The sequence below is a fragment of the Paenibacillus sp. FSL R7-0216 genome (assembly GCF_037969915.1).
GTDB classification, from domain to species: Bacteria; Bacillota; Bacilli; order Paenibacillales; family Paenibacillaceae; genus Fontibacillus; species Fontibacillus rhizolycopersici.
The window spans coordinates 1,708,346-1,733,656 of record NZ_CP150222.1 but is presented as its reverse complement, the minus strand read 5'-3'; the positions used below and the strand labels follow the sequence as shown (position 1 = coordinate 1,733,656).

At 52.7% G+C, this 25,311-nt stretch carries 25 protein-coding genes; 6 read left to right on the top strand and 19 right to left on the bottom strand.

Annotated elements, in window-relative coordinates:
* Nucleotides 1-9 precede the first annotated feature (9 nt).
* Genes MKZ15_RS07610 through MKZ15_RS07595 form a run of 4 tightly spaced genes read left to right on the top strand, consistent with a single transcriptional unit; the run spans nt 10 to nt 4,165 of the window.
* Nucleotides 10-1,386, top strand: coding sequence for a YheC/YheD family protein (locus MKZ15_RS07610; RefSeq protein ID WP_155607165.1), 1,377 nt, complete (start codon nt 10-12; stop codon nt 1,384-1,386).
* Nucleotides 1,383-2,507 (top strand): YheC/YheD family protein, encoded by a 1,125-nt coding sequence (locus MKZ15_RS07605; protein WP_193418207.1) that lies wholly within the window; start codon nt 1,383-1,385, stop codon nt 2,505-2,507. Before MKZ15_RS07610 ends, MKZ15_RS07605 begins: the two co-directional genes overlap by 4 nt.
* Before the next feature lie 37 nt (nt 2,508-2,544).
* A complete protein-coding gene (locus tag MKZ15_RS07600) occupies nt 2,545-3,099 on the top strand; it encodes a GNAT family N-acetyltransferase (RefSeq protein WP_193418209.1) in 555 nt (184 codons plus the stop codon).
* Nucleotides 3,056-4,165, top strand: coding sequence for a YheC/YheD family protein (locus MKZ15_RS07595; RefSeq protein ID WP_193418211.1), 1,110 nt, complete (start codon nt 3,056-3,058; stop codon nt 4,163-4,165). The genes MKZ15_RS07600 and MKZ15_RS07595 overlap by 44 nt, the downstream gene beginning before the upstream one ends.
* Before the next feature lie 41 nt (nt 4,166-4,206).
* On the opposite strand, the gene MKZ15_RS07590 is transcribed toward MKZ15_RS07595, so the two are convergent.
* The 9 genes from MKZ15_RS07590 to MKZ15_RS07550 all read right to left on the bottom strand — a co-directional run bounded on the left by MKZ15_RS07590 (nt 4,207) and on the right by MKZ15_RS07550 (nt 13,268).
* A complete protein-coding gene (locus MKZ15_RS07590) occupies nt 4,207-4,902 on the bottom strand; it encodes an HAD family hydrolase (RefSeq protein WP_339821026.1) in 696 nt (231 codons plus the stop codon).
* Nucleotides 4,903-4,975: 73 nt separating this feature from the next.
* Entirely contained in the window at nt 4,976-6,073 is a 1,098-nt protein-coding gene (locus tag MKZ15_RS07585; RefSeq protein ID WP_339821024.1) for an endospore germination permease, read from the bottom strand.
* A gap of 21 nt (nt 6,074-6,094) precedes the next feature.
* Nucleotides 6,095-6,304 (bottom strand): hypothetical protein, encoded by a 210-nt coding sequence (locus MKZ15_RS07580; RefSeq protein ID WP_193418214.1) that lies wholly within the window; start codon nt 6,302-6,304, stop codon nt 6,095-6,097.
* Complete coding sequence (locus tag MKZ15_RS07575; protein ID WP_339821022.1) at nt 6,304-7,470, bottom strand: Ger(x)C family spore germination protein; 1,167 nt, start codon at nt 7,468-7,470, stop codon at nt 6,304-6,306. Before MKZ15_RS07575 ends, MKZ15_RS07580 begins: the two co-directional genes overlap by 1 nt.
* 6 nt (nt 7,471-7,476) lie before the next feature.
* Nucleotides 7,477-8,955: a spore germination protein gene (locus MKZ15_RS07570; protein ID WP_213621974.1), complete on the bottom strand. Its 1,479-nt coding sequence runs from the start codon at nt 8,953-8,955 to the stop codon at nt 7,477-7,479.
* A gap of 285 nt (nt 8,956-9,240) precedes the next feature.
* The gene (locus MKZ15_RS07565; protein ID WP_339821020.1) at nt 9,241-10,335 is read right to left on the bottom strand and encodes a GIY-YIG nuclease family protein; all 1,095 of its coding nucleotides are present in this window, start codon (nt 10,333-10,335) and stop codon (nt 9,241-9,243) included.
* Nucleotides 10,332-10,880, bottom strand: coding sequence for a phosphodiesterase (gene yfcE, locus MKZ15_RS07560; RefSeq protein WP_155607155.1), 549 nt, complete (start codon nt 10,878-10,880; stop codon nt 10,332-10,334). Before yfcE ends, MKZ15_RS07565 begins: the two co-directional genes overlap by 4 nt.
* 73 nt (nt 10,881-10,953) lie before the next feature.
* A complete protein-coding gene (locus MKZ15_RS07555) occupies nt 10,954-12,036 on the bottom strand; it encodes an FAD:protein FMN transferase (protein ID WP_193418218.1) in 1,083 nt (360 codons plus the stop codon).
* Between the two features lie 335 nt (nt 12,037-12,371).
* On the bottom strand, nt 12,372-13,268 hold the full coding sequence (locus MKZ15_RS07550) for a LysR family transcriptional regulator (RefSeq protein WP_193418231.1): 897 nt from the start codon (nt 13,266-13,268) through the stop codon (nt 12,372-12,374).
* A 130-nt stretch (nt 13,269-13,398) separates the two neighbouring features.
* On the opposite strand from MKZ15_RS07550, the gene MKZ15_RS07545 reads away from it, so the two are divergent.
* Together MKZ15_RS07545 and MKZ15_RS07540 are read left to right on the top strand one after the other, a co-directional pair.
* Entirely contained in the window at nt 13,399-14,877 is a 1,479-nt protein-coding gene (locus MKZ15_RS07545) for a carboxylesterase family protein (RefSeq protein WP_339822347.1), read from the top strand.
* Nucleotides 14,877-15,644: a sulfite exporter TauE/SafE family protein gene (locus tag MKZ15_RS07540; RefSeq protein ID WP_339822344.1), complete on the top strand. Its 768-nt coding sequence runs from the start codon at nt 14,877-14,879 to the stop codon at nt 15,642-15,644. The genes MKZ15_RS07545 and MKZ15_RS07540 overlap by 1 nt, the downstream gene beginning before the upstream one ends.
* Nucleotides 15,645-15,713: 69 nt before the next feature.
* Here MKZ15_RS07540 and MKZ15_RS07535 read toward each other — a convergent pair whose 3' ends face one another.
* The 10 genes from MKZ15_RS07535 to MKZ15_RS07490 all read right to left on the bottom strand — a co-directional run bounded on the left by MKZ15_RS07535 (nt 15,714) and on the right by MKZ15_RS07490 (nt 25,304).
* Complete coding sequence (locus MKZ15_RS07535) at nt 15,714-16,262, bottom strand: CueP family metal-binding protein (RefSeq protein WP_213621978.1); 549 nt, start codon at nt 16,260-16,262, stop codon at nt 15,714-15,716.
* A gap of 86 nt (nt 16,263-16,348) precedes the next feature.
* Nucleotides 16,349-16,570, bottom strand: coding sequence for a hypothetical protein (locus MKZ15_RS07530; RefSeq protein ID WP_339821016.1), 222 nt, complete (start codon nt 16,568-16,570; stop codon nt 16,349-16,351).
* 117 nt (nt 16,571-16,687) lie between these two features.
* Nucleotides 16,688-17,497, bottom strand: coding sequence for an alpha/beta hydrolase family protein (locus MKZ15_RS07525; protein ID WP_155607137.1), 810 nt, complete (start codon nt 17,495-17,497; stop codon nt 16,688-16,690).
* Between the two features lie 31 nt (nt 17,498-17,528).
* Complete coding sequence (gene gtfA, locus MKZ15_RS07520) at nt 17,529-18,992, bottom strand: sucrose phosphorylase (RefSeq protein WP_339821014.1); 1,464 nt, start codon at nt 18,990-18,992, stop codon at nt 17,529-17,531.
* Between the two features lie 13 nt (nt 18,993-19,005).
* Nucleotides 19,006-19,962, bottom strand: a complete 957-nt coding sequence (locus MKZ15_RS07515) for a sugar kinase (protein WP_213621981.1) — start codon at nt 19,960-19,962, stop codon at nt 19,006-19,008.
* A 24-nt stretch (nt 19,963-19,986) separates the two neighbouring features.
* Nucleotides 19,987-20,919 carry an alpha/beta hydrolase gene (locus MKZ15_RS07510; RefSeq protein WP_213622116.1) on the bottom strand — a complete coding sequence of 311 codons (933 nt, stop codon included), beginning with the start codon at nt 20,917-20,919 and terminating at the stop codon, nt 19,987-19,989.
* Between the two features lie 9 nt (nt 20,920-20,928).
* Nucleotides 20,929-22,404, bottom strand: coding sequence for a serine hydrolase (locus tag MKZ15_RS07505; RefSeq protein WP_339821012.1), 1,476 nt, complete (start codon nt 22,402-22,404; stop codon nt 20,929-20,931).
* Between the two features lie 128 nt (nt 22,405-22,532).
* Nucleotides 22,533-23,522, bottom strand: a complete 990-nt coding sequence (locus tag MKZ15_RS07500) for a LacI family DNA-binding transcriptional regulator (protein ID WP_193418255.1) — start codon at nt 23,520-23,522, stop codon at nt 22,533-22,535.
* A 76-nt stretch (nt 23,523-23,598) separates the two neighbouring features.
* Nucleotides 23,599-24,423, bottom strand: a complete 825-nt coding sequence (locus MKZ15_RS07495) for a carbohydrate ABC transporter permease (RefSeq protein WP_155607132.1) — start codon at nt 24,421-24,423, stop codon at nt 23,599-23,601.
* A complete protein-coding gene (locus tag MKZ15_RS07490; RefSeq protein ID WP_155607131.1) occupies nt 24,423-25,304 on the bottom strand; it encodes a sugar ABC transporter permease in 882 nt (293 codons plus the stop codon). Before MKZ15_RS07490 ends, MKZ15_RS07495 begins: the two co-directional genes overlap by 1 nt.
* Nucleotides 25,305-25,311 lie beyond the last annotated feature (7 nt).

Sequence of the window (25,311 nt, the reverse complement as noted above, 5' to 3'; positions counted from 1 at the left end):
ATAAAATCCATGAGTTTGACTTTTTGCAACGTCCATTTCACGCAAGCCCCCGAACGGGTGGTTTACGTGTCAGGGGCTCTAATGAAGAATCTGAAGCTGTCCGGAAAAAAGTCGCTGCATCTAAGACTCGGCGGAGAACGCGTTCCCGCCACCATCAAACGAATTAATAAAGCGGGAAAACATCTCTATCTGGCCAGCGGCGTACGCAGAGGCATCAAGATCCCCAAGCCCGGCGGCGTCTACCTCCGAAGCCTTCAAGAGGGGGAAGTGCAGATCGGCCCGCTCATCGGCGTCTTGTCCGATGGCCCGGTGTCCTCGCAGACCAATCCGTTCGGTTCACGCACCGGTTTCATTAAACAACTGCTCAGGCAGGGAAGCAAGATCTCTTATATTTTTGCGTTCACCCCGCGGGACATCCATTGGGAGGACGATACCGTGACCGGGTACTTTCTAAACGAGGCCGGCCGATTCACACGGAAACGGGTGCCGCTGCCCGACGTTGTATACAATCGTCTTCCCAGCCGCCGTGCCGAAACAACAAGCTCGATCAATCAGCTGCGGGAACGGTTCGTTCGCCGGAAGATCCCTTTTTTCAATTGGAGCTTCTTCAATAAATCCGATATCTACCGCTTGCTGGAGAAAGACACCAGTGTCGTCCGCTACGTTCCCGAGTCGATCATGAGCCCGACGCCCGAGCAAATTAAGGAGATGCTGGATAGGCACTCCCTCGTTTATTACAAGCCAAACAGCGGCAGCCTTGGCAATGGGATCTACCGCCTTTCCTATATCCCGAGAAGCGGTTACTACGCCAGGTATCGGAAAAACGGACGCAACGCCTTGCTGCGCTTCTCTTCCTTCGCCAGCTTGATGCGTACGCTGCAAGCCAGACACGGCCGGGCGCTCCGCGGTTACGTGGCCCAGCAGGGCATTCGCCTGATCGAAATCGACAGCTGTCCAATCGATTTCCGGTTCCACATGCATAAGAATGGGAGAAACCAATGGGTCGTCGTTGGGATCGGGGCGAAAAAAGCCGGCAAAGGCAGCGTCACGACTCACTTGAAGAACGGGGGCTCCCTGCTTACACCGGATCAAGCGCTCAGCAGAGCGTTTGGGGCGCGCGCCGATGAAGTGCTACGGAACGCCAAGTCCGTTGCGATCACGCTAGCCGAAGCGATCGAATCCCATCAACAGCATCTGATCGGCGAGATTGGTTTTGATATCGGGATCGACCGGGAGGAGAAGATATGGATGTTCGAAGCCAACGCCAAGCCGGGGCGTTCGATCTTCAAGCACCCTTCGCTCCGGGCGGAAGGGAAGGCGTCGGTGGACCATATCTTGGATCATTGTCTCTACTTGAGCAAATTCCGGAGGAGGGATGGCTCATGAGCAATCCGCTCTTGAGCGAGAAGAAGCCGGTCGTCGCCGTGTTAACGGTGGATGATAACGACAAGCTGTTCCGCGGAAACCGCAGCAACTTCAGGGATCTCGTCAAAACCGGGCAGGAGCTGGAATATCCCGTTTATGTCGTAACGGCCAAAGACTTGAAGCTTGGCTCCAAACGTGTTCAAGGCTATTTTTTCCATCCGGAGGACAAAGCGTGGAAGAAACAATGGTTCCCCTTGCCCGATGTCATCTACAACCGCATTCCGCTGCGGGAGGATGAGAAGAAACCGGAGGTGCGCCGTAAAATCGACGAGGTGATCCAGCACGAGTCCATCCATCTCTTTAATCCCTTCTTTTTCAATAAGCGGCGCTTATTTGAATGGCTGAAGAAAGGTCGGTCTACCAAGACGCTTGTGCCGGATACGAAGAAAATGATAGGTCCCAAAACCCTGGCCGCTATGCTGGAGAAATTCGGTAGCCTATACCTTAAGCCGGAAAGCGGCAAAGCCGGCAAGGGCATTATGCTGTTGCGGCTGGATGCCAACGATATCAAGCCATACCGTCTCACGATTCAAGGAAAACGACGCCGAAACGTCGTATATAAGACCGCCAAGCTCCCCCTGTTATGGAGAAGAATCAAGAAGGAGGCCGGCGATACACCGTACATCATGCAGGAAAGCATTGAACTGACGTCCTTTCGGGGCCGCCACTTCGACATGCGCGTGCTCGTGCAAAAAAACGGCAAAGGCATCTGGATGGTGACCGGGATTGGCGCTCGTCTGGCCGGGCCGAAACGGATTACGACTCATGTCCCTCAAGGCGGCAGCATCGAGGATCCGGAAAAGATGCTTCTGCCGGCTTTCGGGCCCGAGATGACGGCACTCCTCCTAAGTCGGATCAAATCCAGTGCCCTCTTGATCGCCAAGCAGATCGAGAAGGAATCCAGCTACCTGCTCGGAGAAATGTCCATGGATTTAGGGGTCGACACAGACGGCCGTCTTTGGTTCTTTGAAGCGAACGCCAAGCCGATGAAGTTTGATGAGCCGCATATCCGCAAAAAATCGCTGGAGCGGATTTTCCAATATAGCCAATATTTGTCCCGCCAGCCGAAATCCAAAGCGTAAACGTGAAAAAATTCTACCTTATAGGAGGTCGGTAGTGGTGGAGATTAGAGCCGTGACGCGGGAAGCCGGAGTCCCTTGGGAGCTGCAGCACGGCGAAATACTGGCTTTCGTTCGCAAATACGGCTCTGGCCGCATCTCGCCCTCCGTCCTCCGGCGGCTTCTCCGGCTGACGCCCAGCGATCTTGACCGACCCGGTTGCTCCCTGTTCGTCGCTCGGATCCGGGCGGAGGACGGGGAGCGGTTAGCCGGCATTTCTTGCACTGCGGATTACGGCCGCAAGCTATGCGTGGTTGTCGTGCACCCGTTGTACCGGGGCCGGGGGATCGGCGCGAAGCTGCTTCAGGCCCAGTTGACCCGACTGAAGCAACTAAGCTGCAGGGTTTCGCTAAGCCAGGTCCCGGAGCTGCGCTTGTGCTTTCGTGCTGGGTTGTACGCTTCCGATCTGATTCGGGACCCGAGCGGCAAAACGCTGCTCCTCCTGGAGTCGCGGCCCATTTCCCCAGAGCATAGAGAACCGTCCGCCCATTACAGCAAGGAAGGTGATATCGTTGTCACACCCCGTCCTGGGCATCCTGACCTTGTACCTCAATGATAAGAAGCAGTTGGAGGAACGGCATATCTACCAGCGCATGATCACGGAGGGACAAAAAATCGGCCTGGACATTTTCGTGTTCACCCCGATGGACGTTTTCGATCAGAAAAAACAGATTTTTGCTCTCGAGTATAACCCGAAAGCCAAGAAATGGTTCCGTAAATGGCGCAGCTTCCCGGATTTGATCTTCGATCGTTGCCGGATTCAACGCAGCAAACGGTTCGAACAGCTGCTGCGGTTCCGGGCCCGTTACAGTCATTTAACCTTTCTCAACCGGCCGTTACGGAATAAATGGACGATATATCAAACCTTGTCCCGCAAAAGCCGATTCCGATCCAACCAGCCGGAGACCGTGTTATTTCAAAGCAGCAGCGACGTGATGGGCCTGCTGAAGAAGTATTCCGCCGTTTATGTCAAGCCGATTAACGGTACTGGCGGCCGTGGTATTCTGCGGGTTGAGCGACTGGACGGCGATCAGTTCCTGATCCAGGGACGACGTCAGAACCGGAGCATCATCGCTCCCCAGAAAATTCACAAATCCCGTCTGAGCGCCTTCCTGCTGGGTTGGAAGGGGAGCGGCCGCTTCATCGCCCAGCAAGGTATTCAGATCAAGCTGCCGAACGGCCGCGTCCACGATTACCGGATGCTCGTGCAGAAGAACGGCCAAGGCAATTGGGAGATGACCGGTTGTGCCGGCCGCGTAGGACCTCCCCGCAGCGTGACTTCCAATCTGCATGGCGGGGGCCATGCAGTGGCCATGAATACCCTGCTGAAGCAATGGATCCCAAGCGAGGAACGGCGTCAAGAGGTTCGCCGATCGGCCGAGAAGCTCAGTCTCGAGGTCGCAGCCTACCTGGAGGATACCTTTGGCGCCTTGTGCGAGCTTGCGCTTGACTTGGCGATCAACCGCCATGGCCAAATTTACTTGCTTGAGGTGAACCCCAAGCCCGCCCGCGAGGTGTTCAATCAATCGGGTGATTCGCAAGCGTACCGCGCAGCGATCGTGAAACCGCTGGAATACGCGCTGTGGCTGCATAAGCAAAAAGTCGCTTCCCCCTCCAATTAGGAGGGAAAGCGGCTTTTTTTACGTATCTCAACAACCCAAGTTTATGCTTCCCCCGCCTGATCGTAAAGGGATATCAGCTCGTCAAAGGAGCCGATCAGGACGTCGGAACCAGCCAGTTCGCTGCCATCGCCGAATCCGGCATAGGCACAGCCGATCACCGTTAGCCCGTTCCGCTTGCCGGCTTCAACGTCCGAAGAGCGGTCGCCGACCATCCAGGCGTGGGAGACACCGTGCCGATCCATAAGCAGCTTGACCAAAGCAACTTTCGTTGCCGTTTGGTATTCGCCTGCACTGAATATCCCTTCGAACAGCGGCAAGATCCGATGCGCTTCGGCAACGCCTTTGACGTAATGCTCCAGCCCGTTGCTGGCAACAAACAGCCGTACACCACGCCGCTTCAACTCCTGCAGTGTTTCCTGCACTTGTGGATACAACTCCGTGTTTAGTTGTTGTAACCCTTCCAGTTCAAATTCCAAAAGCAGATCATCGGCACGGCGATGCACGGCTTCGCTTTGGTTTGGGAGAACTCGGCGCCATATATCCGGCAGCAGCATTCCCAAGCAGCCTAAGATCAGCTCTTCCGGCGGCGTTTCCCCGGAATAAAGTCCTTCCTCCCGCAGCTGTTCAAACACCTTATGAAAAACCGGAATCAACAGCGTTTCCGTTTTGAATAGCGTTCCATCCATGTCAAAAATCATCGCTTCTGGCTTAGGAAATTCGTCTGTCCTTCTCTCCATCCCCACATTCCTTCCGTATGTATGATATAGCCCCATGATATGTCAAAGCGGCATCCCTTGTAAACCGAAGTCGTTATCCGGACTTCGCCCGGCGGGCCGACCGCACTTTGATCTCAGCAATCAGCAGCAAAAGCACGGGGAACACAACCTGAAATGGAAATGCGTAAAAAGGGTATATTTTTGTGGCGAAAAACTCCATATCCATAATATTGTCGAACAAAGAATAGGCCAAATACGTGGTCAGGAGACCCGTTTGAAGGACCACGCTACGATAACTGCTCAGGCGAAACAACTTCGCGATGCCTTGGCTTGCGGCCAACAAGCATACGCTGAACTTTACGAAGACGCAAATCACGAAGATAATGGCTACCGTACCTTCGATGCGCTGAATAAAATCCCCGACGTTAATCCGTCCTATGGCCGCATAGGAGGGGAAATACACGTTGCTCATCGTATAGGTCCCCAAGACGAAGATGTTACGTAACGAAATGAACAGGATCAAGGCTCCGCCGATCAATAACCCGAAGAGGAAAATGCGAACAAACGACTTGCGGTCCCTCACTCCGCCAAAAATGGCGGTTAACAAAAAGGCTTCGGCAAACGGGAACGAAAAGGTGGAGAAGGCACCTTCCCAAACCGGCCCCCAGTTATGATCCAAGATCGGAAGGACGTTATTGAACTCCATTCTTCCGATGGTGAGGAACAACACGAGCAAAATCGTCACCGTGCAAATGTTAAAGAGCAGCCGCACACTTCGTCCCAACGTTTCAATGCCGTGCAGCACGACGAACACGCTGAGCGCGCACACGAACAGCATCGGTACGAGCATCGGTGTTTCCGGCATCGCTTCGGACGTCATGAATTCCCCATAATTTCTGAGCACCAACGAAGCCAAATGAACGGCATACCAAACGTACAGCAGGATGAACAAGTTCCCCAGGACTTTGCCGAACACGTTCTGGCAAATGTCGAATAGATTTTGCCCGGGATATAGCGTGAGCAGTCTAGCGGAAATCAGAGCGACCGGGATAGCCAGGCCGATCGCGATCAGAATAGCGATCCAAGAGTCTCTTTTGGCCTGCCCAGCCGCTCCCAGGATCATCGTACTCCCCATGATGAACAGGATCAAAATCGTTCTGGCTTCGCCGCCGGTAACCATTTCCTTGTTCATTGCGAATTCCCACCCCCCGTGTTATAGACCGAATAGCAAACCCACCAATTGTTCGATCGCCTGCGTCGGACTCGGCAGCTTAGCGCCTGTGGCCAGTACCAGAGCTGCCGCGAAGGACGGCAGACCCATGACGCTGCTGATGACAAAATCCTTTTTATATCCGTTTTTGTAGGTTTGGACTTGATCCAACAACACGATGAAGGCATAAGCGATGATCGTAAGCAGGATCACTACTCTTCACCCCCTGTCTTGATCGGTTTTCTAATCGATGCCGTGCCTTTAATATCAACCTTGGCTTGTACGGACACCTTCAACCTGGAAAATTTCTCGTCCCAATCGGGTTCAAGCGACTTCCATACCTTCGGCATCTTCTTATGAATCCGGTCACCAAAGCCGAAGATATCCTGTTTATACCGCTTTTGCGCAATTTCGATCACGTTCTCCATTTCTTTGACCAATATGTCCTCCGCCATTCTCTCGATTTCTGCTTGCCCCTTTGCCGTATAGTAGTCGACATTTTCTTGCACCTCGTCAACCGCCGTAACCGTATGGGTTTTAACCCGGATTTCGACCTGACCGTCCACCAGCACCGGTTCCACTTTGGTTTTGCTCTTAAAAATCTCCAAAGAAATTCCTGGTGGCCGGTTGTACCCGCCCAGCGTCAGAATTCCCCCTTTAATTTCGTCCCGAAGAAACAAAACGAACTTGGTATCGTGGGCATTCATCCTTCCCAGCATCTTGTCGATATCGAAAACGGCCGATCCGCGGATGGAAGCCGTCTTGGCCCCCTTATTCTCCGAAGAATAAACCATCGGCAAGATACTGCTGATGCCGGGGGTATTGATCGTATCCGCGAAATCAAAGATCTCTGTCGTGGGGGAGTTCGATACGCTTGTTTCATTTTTCAGGATATCATCGATCCTGTAAGATAGCGGTTCGCCCGATTTGCCATCGCTGGTGAGCACTTCCTCGGCCGTCTTCTCTCCGGACACCAGAATATGGATATCCGCCCGTGTTTCCGTATCCCTGACATACCAGTCGATAATTTTCGCTGCCCCGTCCCGTGCGATTTCCTCGCTTAAAATGATCGACTTGGCATGAGCCCAATATAATCGGCTACCGGACTCCGTAATCATTCTGCGAACGATTTCAAACATCGTCTTTCCGGATAAACTGATCCGGGACGAACCGACGCTCATCGCGTCCTGCCCCCCCGAGCCGTCGACTACCTCGACGGTCAGTTTGATTTGGCCGTCTTCTACTCCTTTATCGATGGCAATCCCGGCGACGGTCGTCAATTTATCGACTTCCCGGTAATTCCAGCAGCCGGATAACGTGAAAACCGTGAGGCTGCACAGCATGACGGCCAACCGTCTTACGCGTGCTCTCTTATCCATCTAGCGTTACCTCATGACTTTCCGAATCCGCTGTTTGGCCTGCGCCAGGGGAGCCCCGACCTTTTCTCCCCACCAAGGAAGCCGGATCACCGTATCCCTGATGTCGGACTCCTTGAAAGAACCCACCGTCAGCATGTAAGACACCCCGAAGCTACGCAGGCTCATCAAATGAATGACCAATCCGATCATTCCGAACAAGTAACCGTAAAGCCCCATAAAGGAGGACAAAACCAGCAGCATGAAACGCGTAGATATCGAGGCTGCTTTCATCTTAACGTTAAGCAGCGTTGTAATGCCGGTAATCCCAACGACGATGACCATGGGGGCACTCACGACTCTCGCATCGACCGCGGCTTGTCCCAAGACCAATGCGCCCACGATGCTGACCGCCTGGCCGATCGAATTCGGAATTCGGGTCCCCGCCTCCCGCAGGATTTCGAAGACGACTAGCATGACAAAACATTCCGCCACCGTCGGCAAAGGCACGGATTGCCTTGCCGCGGAAATGCTGAGCAATAGCGGCGTGGGCATCATTTCTTGGTTGTAGGTGACCAAAGAGACGTAAATAGCCGGGACGCTGACGGCCAAAAACTCGCCGAGAAACCGAATCATCCGGTTGAACGAACCAAAAAAGTAATTGCTGTAATAGTCCTCGCTCACTTGAAAATACTCCACGAATAGAAAAGGAACCGTCAGCACAAACGGGCTTCCGTCCACCAACACGGCAATGCGTCCCTCCAAAATCTTGCCAGCCAGGGCGTCGGGACGTTCCGTATTGCCCACCGTTTCGAACGGCGTCAAGGTGTGATCGCGAATCAATTCTTGCAGTTGCCCGGAATCCAATAAGGCGTCGATCTCCAGACGTTCCAACCGTTTGATAAGCTGGTGCAAAATCTTTTTGGAAACGACATCCTCGACATAACAAAGGCAAACCGATGTGTTGGTCGTTTTCCCGATCTCCAGAAATTCAAATTTCAGATTCTGGCTTCTCACTCTTCGCCGGATGAGAGACAAATTGATGATCAGCGATTCGGTGAACCCTTCCCTTGGTCCGATCACCGACTTTTCCGTGCCCGGTTCCGACACAGCCCGAGTTTGCCACCCCCGCGTCCCAACGATCAGGGCCTGATCATGCCCCTGAAGCAGAAGAACCGTATTGCCGCTCAGAAGTTCATTCAGGATTACATTCATATCATCCGATAAACTGAGTTCGCTGACCTCGATAATGCCATCCATCAACTGCTGCATGAAAGGAATATCATCGGATTCCTTGGATGTCTGGAAGCTTAAGATCGGCCGAATGATGAAGTTGCTTAACGTCTCGGTGCTTACCATGCCTTCAATATGAATGAGGCAGCCGGAAAAGGACTTAACTGAAGGATGCTGGAATGTGCGGAACTTGATGGTGGAATCCCCGGGAAATAATCGTTTGATCAACGCGATGTTTTCATCGATTGATGGGTACAGGCTTTCCTGGATCGGCAAACCATTCCCTCCTCGCTTTATAGCATGTGGATATGTTATTCCCAAAATGGGTAAATTCTATCAGCTGATCCGTTTGAATTTTGGAAAAAAAACAGCAGGGTCGCTAAACGCTCCCTGCCGCCTTCATTTGATCTTCGGGCATCTGGCTGTTGATTGATCAGCCAAAAAGCCTCCCAGGCGCCCCCGACCTTGTCGCGGTTAGCCACCAGTCCCGCCCCGTTGTCTATCTCTAACTTAAACAATTAATGTAAACGCTGTCAATAAAAAGTTAGTTTCATAGATTCTTCAAATTAAAATTATCTCTTCCAGCATATGCGCAATCTGAGTCGAGTCGTTGGTCTCTATCCATGTCTGCGGAATCGACCTATGCCTGCAATCGCTGCTATGCAAATAACGGTAGATAATTCGGTCTTCGTCGATTTCATCGCGACTTGACTTACCGGCCAAAGGGAGTCCCGCTTTGCCGAAGCAGGCAAGCGCCTTATCGGCAAGTTCCTTGGACAAAGCCGTATGTGTGGCTTCGGACAGACCAAATTTCTGGCTATAGAGAATTTGATTCCTCCGCAACAAGAAGCATTTGGCTTCCTGCTCATTCAAATGCTCCAGCACCACAAGGTTCCGGTTCTGCTCAGCGAAATCGGCGATCTCCTCCTGTTTGGCAAACAGATCGATGGCGTTCAACGCATCTCTAACTTTAGCCGCTGCTTCAAAATCAAACCGGTCGGAAGCCTCCTGCATCCGCAGTTCCAACTCCTCCCGCAGGCCGGAATCAGTTCCGTCCAGCAGCGCAGTAATTCGAGTAAGGCTACGATTGTTGATCTCGATCGCTTCCCCACCCAAGCAGGCTCCGAGACATAAACCAAGCGAATGGTTCAAGCAGGGGGTCCCGATGCTGGAGGAACTGCTGCGGCTGCAGGCGATATGCAACGCTTCACGGAGGCTACGGACCGCCTGCTCCACGGTATGCCGACTAGCCGTGTAAGGCCCGTAGACATGGCGAAGCCCCGGATCCTCTGGCTCATCCGCGACTTCCAAGCCCCAAATTCTCTCATTGTCCCGGATGGCTATATACGTATAACCCTGCGGGCTTTTCATTTTCTTGTTATACATCGGTTTCAACTCGCGAATCAGCCTGCACTCCAACATCAAAGCTTCGAATTCAGTGTCGGTGAGTCGGATCTCCAAGTCTTTGATGTTATGCACCAGTCTCTCCACCTTCTTGGAGCGGTTGCGAGAGATGTGGAAATAAGAGCGAACCCGTTGCTGCAGGTTTTTGGACTTACCGACATAAATCACGTTTCCCGCCGCATCCTTCATCAAATAAACCCCCGGTGAAGCTGGGAGCGTCCGCAGCTGATGTTCTATTCGTTCGTTTATCATGGAGCGAATGCAATCCGTTTTACGGTCTCACCGGCGAAATCCTTAACAAGAAACGTTCCCGCCTCCAAAATGCCATAAGAATTCGGGAAATTCTCTTTCGGCAAAGCGATGGATCCCGGGTTCAACACATAAACGCCATCCTTGCGGTCGGCCACCGGGATATGGGTATGCCCCTGAATAAATACGTCGCCGGGCGCCAGCGGCGGAAGCTGCTCCATGTTAAATCCATGCCCGTGGGTGACGTAAATTCGGCGCCCTTCGAAGAAGAGCATGGCGTAATCTGCCATCATCGGAAATTCTAACAGCATTTGGTCTACTTCAGCATCGCAGTTCCCGCGCACGGCGATGATGTGATGCTTATGCCCGTTAAGCGTTGCCGCGACCCGTTTCGGATCGTAACCCTCCGGCAGTGGATTCCTTGGCCCGTGGTACAAAAAATCCCCTAACATGATGATTTGATCAGGCCGCTCTTCTTCCACTTTTGCCATCGCCCGATCCAGCCAAGCGCTCGACCCGTGGATATCCGAAATCAACATCAGTTTCATAGGAACCAACTCCTTGTCCAATTCGTTCTAGTATAATAGAAAGACGCTCAATCGCTTGAACGTCTCTAGCGTGCTATTCTTCGACTAGCGTATATTGCCCGTCCGTCACTTTAAAAGTATCCTTGAGTCCCGATGTGACGTAAATTTTATTGTCCTTCGTGATGAACATCGCTTCCGTCTCATCGTTCAAGTCCTCGATATACTTCAAGCCTTCCGTAAGACCCATCACATAAACGAAAGTCGACAGCGCGTCGGCATCCGTTGCATTATCCGCCAGAATCGTCACGCTCTTCAGATTGTTTTGCGACGGTACCCCAGTTCTCGGATCAAGAATGTGATGATACATCACACCGTCCTCGATGAAATATCGTTCATAAATCCCGGAGGTATCGATCACCTGATCGCTTAAGCGAATCGTGCCCATGGTTGTGCCGCGCGAGCTGTCAGGATCCTGAAGGCCCACGTTCCAGCTGTCTCCATTGGGCTTGTTCCCGATAACGATGATGCTGCTACCGCCAAGGTCGACAAGCGCGCTCTTCACGCCTTCCGCCCGTAAATAAGCGGCGACCTCGTCCGCCGCGTAACCTTTCCCGATGCCGCCGAGATCCAGAACCATCCCCGGCCGTTTCAGAAACACGGTGCTTTTGGCCTCGTCCACGACGACATCCTTATAACCGACCAGGCTGAGTTCCCGCTGCAAATCCTCCGGCGCCGGGACATGGGCCCCTTCATGCCCGATATCCCATAGATCAACCAAACCGCCGACGGTGGGATCGAATAGCCCGTCCGTCTCTTTGGCGTAGTCGAGTGAACGTTCCAGAACCTTCATCGTATCCTCTGATACCTCAACCGCCTGTTTGCCGGCTTCCTGATTCACTTTGTAGAGTTGGCTCGTTTCTAACGTACGACTTAGCTCGATATCCAAGGTTTTCAGCATGTTGTCGATATGGTCCAGATGCTCCTCCGCCTTGGGGTCATCAAACAATTTGATGTTAACCACCGTATCAAAAATATAATATTGTTTCGAAACCGGCTCCCCGGCCGTAGGATTCTCCTTCGTTCCCGTGTTCCCCCCGCAGCCGGAAAGAATTGTCATCAGCATCGCCGTCAAGCTTAGGATCACGGCTCTTGTACGCCATTTCTGTGCTCGTTGCATCGTTTCACCTCATTTGAAATTCCACGCATCTAGTGGTTAACATATCGTATTGTATAATTTACACAACCGATTAGTCCAGTAAGTACATCACGATTAGGGTTTGGAGGTGCTTGGGGTACGGATGCAAACGAAATAGAAGTGAGAGTCCTCTCGCTTCCAGCATTATCCGGTAAGTAAACGTGAAATGATCGGTGGCAAATCCGATAACGATTCCGGGAGATTGGCGTCGCGCCGCTCGACTATCGGAAGGAGAACCGGTAGAAGACGCGGGGACCGCTGTAGTTAGCGGTATCCCTAAAATGAAGCGCAAAATAGGGTTGTCCCGTAGACATCCCTCATTCGTAATCCATCCTTCCCGATACGGCCAACCTCGCGAAATACTGGATGGTAAAATCGCGGAACTGGACCGCGATCTGCTTCAGGTACCGATCCTTTGGCCAGGACAGGGAAATCGATCGTTTGCACCAGCTTTCTTCGAGTCGTAGCAGCCTGACGTCCGGCCCGGTAGATCCGCTCCAAGTGATCGCCGGCAGGAACGCAACGCCCTGTCCCGCACGAATCAATCCTCGTACAGTAGCCGGATCATCGCTCTCGAACCGAATTCGAGGTGTAAACCCGGCCAACCGGCAGAAGGCATCCGTCGTTTCGCGCAAAGACTTGCCGGAAGGTAGCATAATGAAGCGATCCTCCCTTAACTCACTTAAGCGAACTCGTTCCCGGTGTGCGAGAGGATGATCGGCGGGAACCGCAACGAGAATATCCTCTTCGAGCAAGGAGACGGCCTCCGTCCCAGGGGGCGGCACCGCCCCGTCCGAGAGGCATAGATCGAAGTTCGTTCGAGGGTCCAGCGGTGATGCATGCTGCAGCAAGTTGAATTGGGCATTTGGACATTCCGTACGAAAAGCGGCCAGTATGCCCGGAAGCAAATGCGAGGATACCCGAACATCCAGCGTGACCATAGGAGAAGCGGATCCGTTGGTATCCCGCAGTCGCTGCTCGCCATCCTCCAGCGCTTCCAACGCGAGATCCACATGCTGGAGGAACATCCTGCCTTTTTCGTTCAGGCGGATCGTCTTGCGCTCCCGCAGAAACAGCTCGGTCCCTAGCTCGGCTTCCAGCGCCGCAATCATCTTGCTGAGCGCCGGTTGCGAAATATGCAAGCTGTGGGCGGCTTTCGTCATATGCTCCATGCGGGCCACCGTCTGAAAATACTTCAGTTGCAACAACTCCACGCGGAATGTCCCCCTTATTTCATAACCTATAGGTTATGATCTTTATATTCAAATATATATTATGGTTCATGAAATCAAGCAAGATATAATAATCACAACATCGATAGAACAGGAGACGATCATCTTGATTGTGCAGACGTTGTCAGGCAAAGTCGAGGGCTTGAAAATGGAGGGAGCCTACGTATTCCGAGGCATTCCCTATGCCTCAAGTGCGGGGGGATCGCGAAGATTTAAACCGCCGACCCCTCCGCTTCCGTGGGAAGGCGTTAAACGATGCGACCGATTCGGCGCTATCGCACCTCAGAATCCGGCTCAGGAGGGGATCCTGTCGGAACTGGCGCAGTCCGAGGATTGCCTAAACTTGAACGTATGGACGCCGGAAGACTTGAGCAATGGACCAAAGCCCGTCATGGTCTATGTCCACGGCGGGGGATTCGTTGGGGGAACCGGGGCAGAATGCGACGGTCTCAGATTCGCATCCGAAGAGGGCATCGTCTATGTGTCGATCAACTATCGGCTGGGTGCGTTAGGTTTCTTGAATTTAAGAGAGTTACTAGGTGAGGAATACGCGACTTCGGGCAATAATGGAATGCTCGATATTGTCGCTGCTTTGCAGTGGGTTCAGCACAATATCGCCGCCTTTGGCGGCGACCCTTCACGCGTCACCGTCATAGGAAATTCAGCAGGGGCCAAATGCGTGGCGTCCCTTTATCTCATGCCGAAAGCACATGGCCTGTTTCACCGTGCGATTGCGCAGAGCGGAGCAACGCAAGCGGTTCGGGATCCGCAGACCGCGGACGTGACAACTCGGAGGTTGCTGGAGAAGCTGGGACTGTCCCCGGCAAACTCGCGCCGTTTGCTCGAGCTTCCCGCAGAGAAGCTGATTGAAGCGCAATCGGCTGTAGGCTTTGATACCTCGCATGGCTTGCATATGTTCGGTCCCGTGGCCGACGGCCTTGTGATCCCTCAGGATCTGCTGGCGACCCTTAAGCACAGTCAAGGGCTGCCACCGCTCTTGATCGGGTTCAACGAGGAGGAGGCAGCGATCTTTATTCAGAATGATCCGCGGCTTCAGTCCCCGCATCTGGAGGTACTTGAAGGATTCTTCGGGAAGAATGCCGACGCCGTGTGGAACGCTTATCAGCATTACAGCAAATCCATGTCCCCTGACGTTGCTTGGACCCGAACCTTAACGGAGCACTTGTATGGCATCGGGGCGATACAGTTCGCGGAGGCCGTATCCTTCTCCGGTGCACCGGTTTGGATGTATCGGCTTCGATGCGGCGGCAGGCTGGGGGCGATCCACGGATATGAAGGCAGCTTGATTCAAGCGGCACTGGCCGCAGGCGACTCCGGCTTCATGACTACGCCGTCTTTCGATGACCCCTATGCTGTGACGCCTGAAATGAAAGAACTTGCGCGAGGGATGAGGGCAGCCTGGAGCGCATTTATCCGGAGCGGAAATCCGAACACCGAGCTTTTACCGGCTTGGCCTGTCTACGGGGAAGAGCTTGCTACCATGGTGCTGGACCTGGCTAGTTCCGTGCGTAGGGACTTACCGGTCCCGGTCGGGGCTCTTGTCCCCCACCAGGTTTGGAGGATGGATTGATCCCGCTCGTTGAAGTTGCCCTGGTCATGGTGGCGCTCGGCTTCCTCCTCGGCTTCGTAGGGGCAGGCGGATCGGGATTTATCATCTCGATTCTTACCGTCGTTTTCGGTTACCCGATTCATACGGCGCTAGGTACTGCGCTGGCCGCCATGTTCTTCTCGTCCTTCTCCGGTTCGATCAGTCATTACCGCGAAGGAAATATGGCGTTGCGTTCCGGGGTGATCGTCGGCTTGACCGGTGCGGCAGGGGCATGGATTAGCTCGGGCTGGTCGTCTCTGATCCCCGAAGATCGTCTGGGGTATCTGACTTCCGGCATGCTGTTTGCTTCCGGATTGGCCTTGTGGTTTCGAATGGTATACGTTTCCCGACGCCCGAAAGCGCCCGACGATACGACGCTCGTCACAGTCAAAGGCGTTCGGTTCTGGTTGCTAGCGCCGCTCATCGGCTTGATTACCGGCTCCTTATCGGGATTGTTCGGCATCGGGTCGACGCCTTTTATTCAACTGGGACTTATGCTTCTCCTGGGAATGTCGATGCGGTACGCTGCCGGCACAACGATGCTGGTCATTATGCCGATTGCCCTCGCCGGAGGGGCCGGCTACTTCACCATCGGTTACCTGGATGTTCATTTACTCCTCGCGGTTGTGATCGGAACGATGTCCGGCGCTTATGTCGGAGCCAAGTTCACGAGACGTGTGCCTGTTGTCTGGCTAAAAACCTTCATGGTACTCACCCCTATGATGGGCGGCGCGATCCTCTTATTGTAGCTGCCGGTCTTTGCCGACCCCAAAAACGGATCCTCTGATGAGGGTCCGTCGTTTTTGAGGTGGTTCAGATTAGCTGAGTTGCAACGTCGTGATACACGTTTGATCCCCATCAAACGTGGAGATTTCCGACTCGGCCGTCTTCCCGTCATAGCTAACCTGAACAAGATAAGTTTGCTCGCGCGGCAACCACAAGTCGATAAATCCGTTAGCCTGGGACGTCATTTTTTGGTCCAATACGGTATTTCCGTTCGCATCGGTGACATTCACTTGGAACTCCTGCTCGCTCATTTCGCCGCGGCATCCGGTCAAGCTGTGGATCTCGCAAGGATGCGTTTGGTTCACGTAAGGCGCAATCGAGACGAAAAATTCGTCCTTCGGCAGATCATATGTCTTCGAATCCGCCGTATCGCCGTCCACGATCAGTTGGCTCGAAGTAATCGATGCGGACTTGGCGCTTAATTTTCCAACGCTGTAGTCCTGGACCATCTGCTTGATGCTCTGAGCGTCTATAGCATTCGATTCTTTTTGCTTATCGGCTTGTCCTGCGATCAGAAAATAACTTCCCAGCGCGGCAACCGCAATGACTCCGATTGCCGTCAAGATGGTTTTCCGTTTCATGCCTGGCACCCTTTCGCACTAGCTTGGTTTCTTCGATACAATCGAACAACCCGATTATAGCATAGGTTCCGGGTGCCTTCATTCATTTAAAGATATTGGAAAGGTTCCTTGGCGTCCACGAAAGAGACCGGGGTACCGCCCACCAGCGGTTGCAGCCAATCTGCCATATGCTTCAGGGTACGAACCACTTCCAGCGAATAGATGTTGCTGAGCAATAATACCGTAAACAAAATGGCCAGAATGAGCGTGAATGGAACGAAAAACCTGAATACGATGCTCTTTCCAGTAAACAATCCTCCGGCCTTCATCAAGCATCCTCTTCCTTTATCTGGGCGATGGTTCGAATAAGGGATGCCCCCGAAGAGGAAGCAAACCGGCCGACAGGCCGCAGCTCTCTTCAGGGGCATATGAAGCAGAAGACGATTTTAGGTGACCGAATCTGGATCGGTGACAGCCCACTCTATGGCCGGGCCGATATACTCATTCCAGAAATTCCAGTCATGCGTCCCGGCGCTTTCCTTATAGCGATGAGGAATTTCCTCTTGAGTTAAATAATCATGGAACCGCCGGTTTACGTCAAGCAAAAAGTCCTCGTTCCCGCATGCCATGTAAATCTCCGGAATATGCGCGCCTTGTTCCTTCAATTGCTTAGCTAGCGCTTCCGGATCCTTGTCGCTTCCGAGAAGCTGATTCAGGTCCCCGAAAACGCGCTTGTAGTAATTATAGTCAGCGATGGCATCCTGATAGCCCGGGGACAACCCGGCGATGGTGTACGGAATGAGCGCGGAGGAAAGCGCGATGATCCGGCCAAACTGGTCGGCATATTTCAGACCGTTCCGAATCGCTCCGTACCCGCCCATGGAAAGTCCTCCGATAAACGTATCCTTTCGGTCTGCGGATAACGGGAACATCAGGCGTGTGAATTGGATCAGTTCCCTCCCAAGGAATTCCCCGTATAGCTGACTCTTGTCCTCATCGTCAAGGTAGAAATGGTTTTCCCCCGAAGGCATAAATACGGCGATTTTGTACTTATCGGAGAGTTCCCGGATGCGGGAGAAATGGATCCAATCCGTATGATTTCCGGAATACCCGTGCAACAGATACAACGCCTTTAAGGGCTTGGCCTCCTCCACGGGTTGACCCGGAATCGGCGGCGTGTCCAAGGGAACCAGCGCGCTGAGTGCGACTTCCCTTCTCAACGATCGAGAGAAAAATTGGATCTGTAACATGGCCATGTTGTTATTCCTCCTTGTTTTTTTGAAGAAATCAAATCCGATATTCGGTCAATAGACCGTGCTCGTCGATGTATTCGATCACCGATTGGTTCGTATTCAAATCTACGATAAGCAAACAGCTCTTGTTTTGCTGGCTCCAGCGCATGCGAATTTCATTGTCCGTCGATCCCGGCACCTGGAACTCTCCGTCAAACGCCGGATAGGTGTTGCGGAAACGAATCAACTGCAGCAGCCGCTGTACAGCTTCTTCCCCCAACGCCAGATCCATCTCCTCTACGGTATAATTATGACGGTTAATCTCCCTGCCTTCCCCCGTCTCCTTCACGCGGTCCATGTCGTTCGCTCCCGCAAACAATCCCGTATAATAGACCTGAGGAATCCCGGGAGTGAAGAATTGAATCGCTCTCGCGGCAAGATAGGCATCATCGTCTTCCCCTAGCGCGCTATAGTAGGTACAACGGATCTGGTGAACGTCAAAACCATCCTCCGCCTTATGCTCGTCGGACAGAATCAGACTGAGATTCGCGCCTCTTTGCACACAGATCTCCACGAGGTTTCGCGCTGATTTGGTGTCGATCAGCTCATCCAGGTCCGGCTTGACCGGGATCCCGTCATGGCAATCCAGCATGGTAAATTGCTTATGCGGCCGAATGTTCAAATAATGGGTAAGCTCTGCGGCATTCTTCGTAAGAAGCGCTTCAAGAATACGATAAGGCAAGATGAAATCGTAAATCCAGAAGCCGCGCTCCGCCAGTTTGAATTGCGTCGAGTAATGCGCATGAACTTCCGGCAACAGCTCGATGTCGAGCGAATCCGCCAACGCTTTGATCTCGTCGAGAAACTCGTAGATGTCCGGCTCTACGAAGAAACAGCTGGTTCCCAGCTTCTTAATGACATATCCAACCGCGTCCAGTCTAACGATCTTGACGTTCTGCTGCTTGAAATTCTCAAAGAAGGCGCGTAGGAGCTGACGTGTCTGCGGTGAACGAATGTCCAAATCGATTTGCTCCGACGGGTCCGTCTTGCCAAATGTGGTCCACACTCGTTCCTGTTTGCCGCCGGCTTCAAAGGTCGAGTAAGGCAAAGGGCGGCGGAGAAACATTTTGTCGATATCCTCCTGAACCGGCTCCCCATTCTCCCATACTTTATCCAGCGTAAGAAATAAATCGGCATACTCGGACGACCGGCCCTTCACCAGGAAGTCCTGAAAATAGGGCGATTGCCTGGAAATATGATTCACCATCAAGTCGACCAAGACATCGAACTTCTCCCCGATTGCTCGAATGTCCTCCCACGTTCCGAAGCCGGGTTCAATCTCCAGATACGTTAGCGGCGCAAAACCGCGATCTCCGGAGGAGGGGAAAGGGGGCAGGATATGAACGCCGCCCGCAAAGATATCGGAGAAATGCTTCGTCAGCATTTCGCTTAACGTCCGGAGGTTCCCACCCATGGAATCGGGATAGGTGATCAATTGAACTTTATTTTTCAGCGACATGCTTTAAGTCCTCCTATAATCCAAACTGAGCTTTAATGACTTCAAGCTTCGGCAAGTCGACCACAGCACCTAAGTGTTTCAATTTGTAAGCACTCACGGCAAAACCTAAATTCAACGATTCCCTGACGGTGAAATTCTGAAGCAAGGCGGCATAAAATCCGGACCAGAACGCATCCCCGGCTCCCGTTGTATCTACAACCTCAGTAGCGAGTGTCGAGAAGCTGACCGTCTCATTGCCATTCGATACGATCGCCCCTTGTTTCCCGAGCGTCATAATAACCAGCTTAGCACCCAAATCTAAGAATCGGTCGATCTGCTTAAACGGATCCGCCATACCGAACAACCGCTCCGCGTCATCCTCTGAAGGCTTCACGATATCTACTTTAGGGATGATCGATTTCACGTATTCCACACCGTCTTCGCCAGGCTGCCATATCATCCGGTGATAGTTGGGGTCGAAACCGATCAACAACCCCCGCTTCCGGGCCTCCTCCATCACTCGCTCGATGACGCGCCGAGAGGGCTCCCGTGAGATCGGCCAACACGAGAAATGAACCGCTTTGGATTGTTCCAGGGCTTGCCCCAACTTTGCATCATAAGTTAGGCGATAATCAGCATCCCGATAGAAGATCGGGATCGGCGAAGCTTGACTCTTCGTCAGCACGACCAGGCTGGTCGCCGCATCCACTCGCTGAATTCCATCCGTATTCATGCCGGCGGCTTCCAAGCGCTGGGTCAAATACGTACCCAGGCCATCTTGTCCAACGGCGGAGACAACCCGGGAGCGAATTCCCAGCTTGCTGGCATTCATCGCGATGTTCGAGGGAGAGCCGCCGGGAAACCGGGTATATCCGTCTCCCCGGGATTCCTCTCCGTATTCATTGGCTATCATGTCCACGAGCAGTTCGCCGATGGTCAAGAGATCATTGGGCGCAGCTTCAAACGTGAATCTATCTTCAAGATGTATCATGCTAGTTCCTCCCTGAGTTCCGTGTTAGCGCCGGAAAGCCCTTGCCAGAGCATTTAGGTAACCGTCCTTGGCGCGCTTGCTTACTTCCGCTTCGGGCACCGAATGCTCAAAAGCGTGGTAACCTCCCGGATACAGCTGGAATTCCACGTCAACGCCGTCCTGGGCCAGACGTTTCACATAATCCAGCGTCTCGTCCCGGAACGGGTCCAACTGGCCGACACAGGTATAAGTCGGAGGGAGACCCGCCAGGCTCTGAGCCCGGCTTGGCGCGGCATAAGGAGAGATCTCCCCGTTTGCATGCTCGCCTAGATACATCTTCCAAGCGGCCTGATTATTCGCTCGATTCCACACGGCCGGATAGGTGATCTCATAGCTGGACGGGGTGACGTTACGGTCATCGATCATCGGGTAAAGCGGCATTTGAAAACAGATCGCAGGACCGCTGCGATCGCGTGCCAAGAGTGCTAACGCTGCCGTCAACCCTCCTCCGGCGCTTGGCCCGCCGATGGCGATTCGCTGAACGTCAATGCCAAGCTCGGCCGCATTCCCGGCGATCCAGACTAGCGCAGCATATCCGTCTTCAATTCCCGCAGGATACGGATGCTCCGGAGCCAGGCGGTAATCCGGTGAGAAGACGATGCAGCCCGCGGCTTCCACGAAACTTTGGCAGATTCCATCATCCACGCCGGGATCGCCAAGCACATAACCCCCGCCGTGCAGCCACAGCAAGGCGGGGAGGGCTTCCTCGCCTTGCTCCGCCGGCTCGTATACCCGCAATAACATGGATTGCCCATCCGCACCTGGAATTTGACGATCTAGGATCCGTACGTGTTGGGATCGAGGCGCATCGTTCGGAGGAATCATCCGAGCCTTCGCCAGGTCTTCCGGCAATCGAAAGGGCGGATTCAACGTTAACCCCTGCTTCAACTCTGGAGCTACTCTATCTATAAAGTTCATCTTCATCTCTCATTTCTCCTCAACGCCGCTAAATTCGTGTTTCAAAGGGATAAAGCTTAAATGCTCATGCTGCAGGCTTGCGCCGTTCCCTTGGAATTGAAAAGCTAGCCGGTCGTAATGCGGGGAATCGGGAGGGTAGACATAAATTTCAAATCGGCTGCGATCTAACCACACGCCTCGAACCGCTGCTTTATCGCCTCCCCGGTGATTAACATGCCATTCCCCGATGCCGGCGATCAACTGATGCTCCCCTCGATGATCCCTCCATTGGAAGACGCAGCGATTCTCCGTAAACGTCAATCCGATCCGCTGCACACCTTGTTCATTGCTTTGGATCGAATAACGCTTCTGGGGGGGATCCCAAGGCAAACTCTCCAAGCCGCCTTGTTCTCCAAGCTCCAGCGAGTTCAGTTTGCTAGCAAGACGGTCATTTGCGATCGAATCTGATGCCAGGCAAGGTTCATTCATAGAAGGCAGTAAATGCCGCCAGATGGCGTCCATCACCCCCTGCATATCCGGTAAGCCGCCATTTATCGCGATGACGGCGTCCTGATCGGGCAGGACGATGCAATACTGGCCAAATGCCCCATCTCCCCGATAGGCGTTATGGCGGCATCTCCAGAACTGGTATCCATAGCCCTGGATCCAGTCGATATTGATCGGCTGCCCTTCCGGGTTCGCAATCGGCCTGTTATCGACCTGGCGCGAGCCGGCTTGTTCGATCCATTCGGAAGCGATCAGCCTCTGCCCGTTCCATTCGCCCTTGTTCAGAAGAAGTTGGCCGAACTTGGCGATGTCTTCGGTGCATAGCTTGAGACCCCATCCCCCTGTATTTTCGCCGTGAGGCGCTTCCTCCCATGACAGCCGGTCGATCCCTAAAGGCACAAACAGGCGAGGTTGTAAATAGTCAACCAGACGGCTTCCCGTAACCCGCTCCACGATCGCTCCCAACACATGGCTTGCTCCGCTGTTGTATAGGAAATGAGTACCGGGAGCCTTGGTAACGGGATGCTCCATGAACCCTCTTACATAGTCGCGGTCGCTTCGGTCGCCCACTCGTGCTTCCGTTGTATGCTGCAGGAAGTCCGGGGTAGCTCCAAATCGAGCCGTGTCGGTCTCATGCCCCGTTGTCATCGTCAATAAATGCCGAATGCTCATATCTCTAATATTTTCGCGAATCGCGCCGTGATCCATCTCCGGAAAATACGCAAGAACCCGTTGATCTAAAGAGAGTCTGCCCTCTTGGACGGCAAACCCCGCCGCGAGCGAAGTAAAGCTCTTGGTCAGCGAGTAGACGGCATGGGGAATCTCCGGATGATACGGTTTCCACCATCCTTCGGCCAGAACATGGCCGTGCCGCAATAACATGAATCCGTGAAGTTCCAGCTTTCGCTGCTCGATCTCCTCTAGGAAAGACAAGATCGCTGAGGAAGATACGCCGTAGCGTTCCGGAATACTTCGCGGTAATGAATTCGTGACTGTCATAGGAGTTTCCTTTCCTGTGCAGATAATATGATAACCGGTTGACACATCGGATGAAATAAAAGCCGCTATCGCAATGGGCGGCTTCATCTTGAATGTTAACTTCTTGCAGAAGATCATGCCTCGCCTGATCAAGTCGTCTCCCGTTCAATCAAATGTACGGGGAACGAATTCACTTTGGGCACTTCCTCCCCTTCCAATTGCTTGGCGACCAACTCGATGGTGCGTTCACCCATCTCACGGATCGGTTGCCGGATGGTGGTTAGCTGCGGCGAAACCAACGTAGCCACTTTAACATCATCGTAGCCGATGATTTTAATGTCATTAGGAATGTTCTTATTTAATTGACGGCAAGCTTGAATCGCCTCGGCCGCGATGACGTCGCTGCTGGCAAAAATCCCGTCAACTTGTGGATGTTCGCTCAAGAAACGAACCACCTCGCTCGGATTACTAGGCTGATCGTCGTCCGTAATTTCCAGTTGCAGATGAATCGGGTTTAGGCCGGCGGCGGCTAATTCCTCATCATACCCTTGCGCTCTCGCATTGGCTAATAAGGCCCCATGATGCGGTCCGCCGATGCCGCGATAAATGTAGACGGGATGGTGGCAGCCCTTGTCGATGAACAACTTGGCGGCGAGCTTCCCTCCGAGGAAATTATCGGAAGTGACGAACGGAATATCTTCAGCCACCGTGCGGTCAAAAGAAACGATGGGCAAATTCAAATTCAAATAATGCTTAATATCCAACACCGAGCTGCCCATGATAATGGCGTCTACCTGATTTTTCTTTAGCATTTCGATATATTTTCGCTCTTTGGCAATATTTCGATTCGAGTTGCAGAGCAGCAGCTTATACCCTTTCTGATCGGCATAATACTCTAAGTAATAAGCCAATTCGCTGAAAAAAGGATGGGAAACCGCTGGAATTATCAACCCGATCATATTCGATTTTCTGCGAAACAAGGCGCGCGCCATTTCATTGGGCTGATAGTTTAACTCTTTCATTACCTGATGCACTTTATCTCGCGTCTTCTCGCTGATATATCCCCGATTATTTAGTACACGGGAGACCGTGGTTACGGAAACCCCCGCTCTTTCCGCAACATCCTCTATTCTGGGCATGAAATCCCACCTTGCCGTTTTTATTAACAATTATAACCGGTTTTTTTCGTTTTTTCAGCCAGGGATTGCCATTCGCCTATTTCAAGGCCCCTTCTGTAATCCCCTTAATGATCTGCTTCTGAAGGAACAGGTAAAGCACCAATACCGGGATGACGGTCATGATCAATCCGGCCATCAGCGGCGCAAAGTCCACGGAATAAGAAGAGAAGAAGTTGAACGTGGAGAGCGGCAATGTCCGGTGCGCCGGAGATAGCAGGACCAAGCTGGGAAGCAGGTAATCGTTCCAGATCCACAGGATGTCCAGGACGATCAACGTGACGAATACGGGCTTCAGCAAAGGCAATACGATTTGGAAGAACGTCCGCAGCCGGGAGCTCCCTTCAATAAATGCGGATTCCTCTAATTCAAAGGGAACGCCTTTGATGAAACCGTGGAACGTGAACACGCCAAACGGTACGCCAAAACCCAAATACATAAACAATAAGGTCACTTTCGAATCTAACAGGTCCATATTTCCGTACAGCATGACCAGCGGAATCATAAGCACCTGAAATGGAAGCGTGAGTGAAGCTAACATCACAAAGAAAATGAATGCGTTCACCTTCCATTTGAATCGGACAAACAAATATCCTGTCATCGACGAGAAGATCAGAATGATAAAGACCGCCACGACCGTGATGATCAGGGAGTTCAAAAAGCCGTGTAAGAAATCCATTTTACCAATCGCGCTCGAATAATTCCCAAAGTGGAATTGGGTCGGCAGGGATAACGGATTTTCGACGAACTTCTGGGTGGTCTTGAACGAATTCATGACAATTAACAGAAATGGCGTCAGAAAGATAAGCAGGAAAATGTAAAGAAGCGCCGTTTTAACCCCTGTGGCTATTGATCGTGCCTTCATTACGATTCCACCTCCAGTTTCTTGAGTAGGTAAGATTGGGTCAACGCAATGATGGCGACCACCGCAAACAACACCACCGCTTCCGCTTGGCCTATCCCGTACTGGTTGGACAGAAAGGCCTTTTGCACAATATGATAAGTCGCCAACTCGGTGGAGTTAAACGGCCCCCCCTTGGTTAAGGCCAAGTTGATATCGTAGGTTAAGAAGGAACGCGAGATGGAGATAAAGATACAGATGATGGTGGCCGGGATAGATAGTGGAAGAATGATCTTCCGAATGACCGCCGACCGACCGGCACCGTCAATATTTGCAGCCTCCAGCACATCTCCCGGTACGCCGGAAAAACCGGCAATGTAAATAATCATCAGATAACCGATCAATTGCCAGGCCGTCGCGATCACCAGCGCCCAAAAGGCGGTATTCGTGTCTGTCAGCCAGGAAGTCGAGAATAAGGACCAGCCATATTTATTGCCTAGATAAGGGAGCACCTGGGAGAATAACGTTTGCCACAAGTAACCTAGGACAATCCCGCCGATCAGATTTGGCGTAAAGAAGCCGGTTCGCAGCCATTGCTCCCCCTTGGCACCGGAAGTCAATGCCAGCGCAATGAAGAACGCCGCCCCGTTGGCAATCAAGACCGTAAAGAACACATACTTCAGCGTAAACCAGAGCTGGCCCAGAAACACTTTGTCACTAAACACTTCGTAGTAATTTGCAAATCCAATGAGCTCACTATTGGCCGTTCGAACATCCCAATTCGTAAACGTCAGATACAAGCCGACGAGAAAAGGAATCACGACGACGGCGGCGAAAGCAAAAATGGAGGGCCCGCCGAACAGCAGGAACGTTCCGGCATTGGATAATACGTTTTTCTTCTTCATGTTGCCG

Excerpts from the sequence above, each read along its gene's own strand:
- MKZ15_RS07610 (WP_155607165.1), top strand. The coding sequence starts at position 10 with ATGAGTTTGACTTTTTGCAACGTCCATTTCACGCAAGCCCCCGAACGG.
- MKZ15_RS07605 (WP_193418207.1), top strand. The coding sequence starts at position 1,383 with ATGAGCAATCCGCTCTTGAGCGAGAAGAAGCCGGTCGTCGCCGTGTTA.
- MKZ15_RS07590 (WP_339821026.1), bottom strand. The coding sequence starts at position 4,902 with ATGGAGAGAAGGACAGACGAATTTCCTAAGCCAGAAGCGATGATTTTT.
- MKZ15_RS07585 (WP_339821024.1), bottom strand. The coding sequence starts at position 6,073 with ATGAACAAGGAAATGGTTACCGGCGGCGAAGCCAGAACGATTTTGATC.
- MKZ15_RS07575 (WP_339821022.1), bottom strand. The coding sequence starts at position 7,470 with ATGGATAAGAGAGCACGCGTAAGACGGTTGGCCGTCATGCTGTGCAGC.
- MKZ15_RS07565 (WP_339821020.1), bottom strand. The coding sequence starts at position 10,335 with ATGATAAACGAACGAATAGAACATCAGCTGCGGACGCTCCCAGCTTCA.
- yfcE (WP_155607155.1), bottom strand. The coding sequence starts at position 10,880 with ATGAAACTGATGTTGATTTCGGATATCCACGGGTCGAGCGCTTGGCTG.
- MKZ15_RS07555 (WP_193418218.1), bottom strand. The coding sequence starts at position 12,036 with ATGCAACGAGCACAGAAATGGCGTACAAGAGCCGTGATCCTAAGCTTG.
- MKZ15_RS07535 (WP_213621978.1), bottom strand. The coding sequence starts at position 16,262 with ATGAAACGGAAAACCATCTTGACGGCAATCGGAGTCATTGCGGTTGCC.
- MKZ15_RS07530 (WP_339821016.1), bottom strand. The coding sequence starts at position 16,570 with ATGAAGGCCGGAGGATTGTTTACTGGAAAGAGCATCGTATTCAGGTTT.
- MKZ15_RS07525 (WP_155607137.1), bottom strand. The coding sequence starts at position 17,497 with ATGGCCATGTTACAGATCCAATTTTTCTCTCGATCGTTGAGAAGGGAA.
- gtfA (WP_339821014.1), bottom strand. The coding sequence starts at position 18,992 with ATGTCGCTGAAAAATAAAGTTCAATTGATCACCTATCCCGATTCCATG.
- MKZ15_RS07515 (WP_213621981.1), bottom strand. The coding sequence starts at position 19,962 with ATGATACATCTTGAAGATAGATTCACGTTTGAAGCTGCGCCCAATGAT.
- MKZ15_RS07510 (WP_213622116.1), bottom strand. The coding sequence starts at position 20,919 with ATGAACTTTATAGATAGAGTAGCTCCAGAGTTGAAGCAGGGGTTAACG.
- MKZ15_RS07505 (WP_339821012.1), bottom strand. The coding sequence starts at position 22,404 with ATGACAGTCACGAATTCATTACCGCGAAGTATTCCGGAACGCTACGGC.
- MKZ15_RS07500 (WP_193418255.1), bottom strand. The coding sequence starts at position 23,522 with ATGCCCAGAATAGAGGATGTTGCGGAAAGAGCGGGGGTTTCCGTAACC.
- MKZ15_RS07495 (WP_155607132.1), bottom strand. The coding sequence starts at position 24,423 with ATGAAGGCACGATCAATAGCCACAGGGGTTAAAACGGCGCTTCTTTAC.
- MKZ15_RS07490 (WP_155607131.1), bottom strand. The coding sequence starts at position 25,304 with ATGAAGAAGAAAAACGTATTATCCAATGCCGGAACGTTCCTGCTGTTC.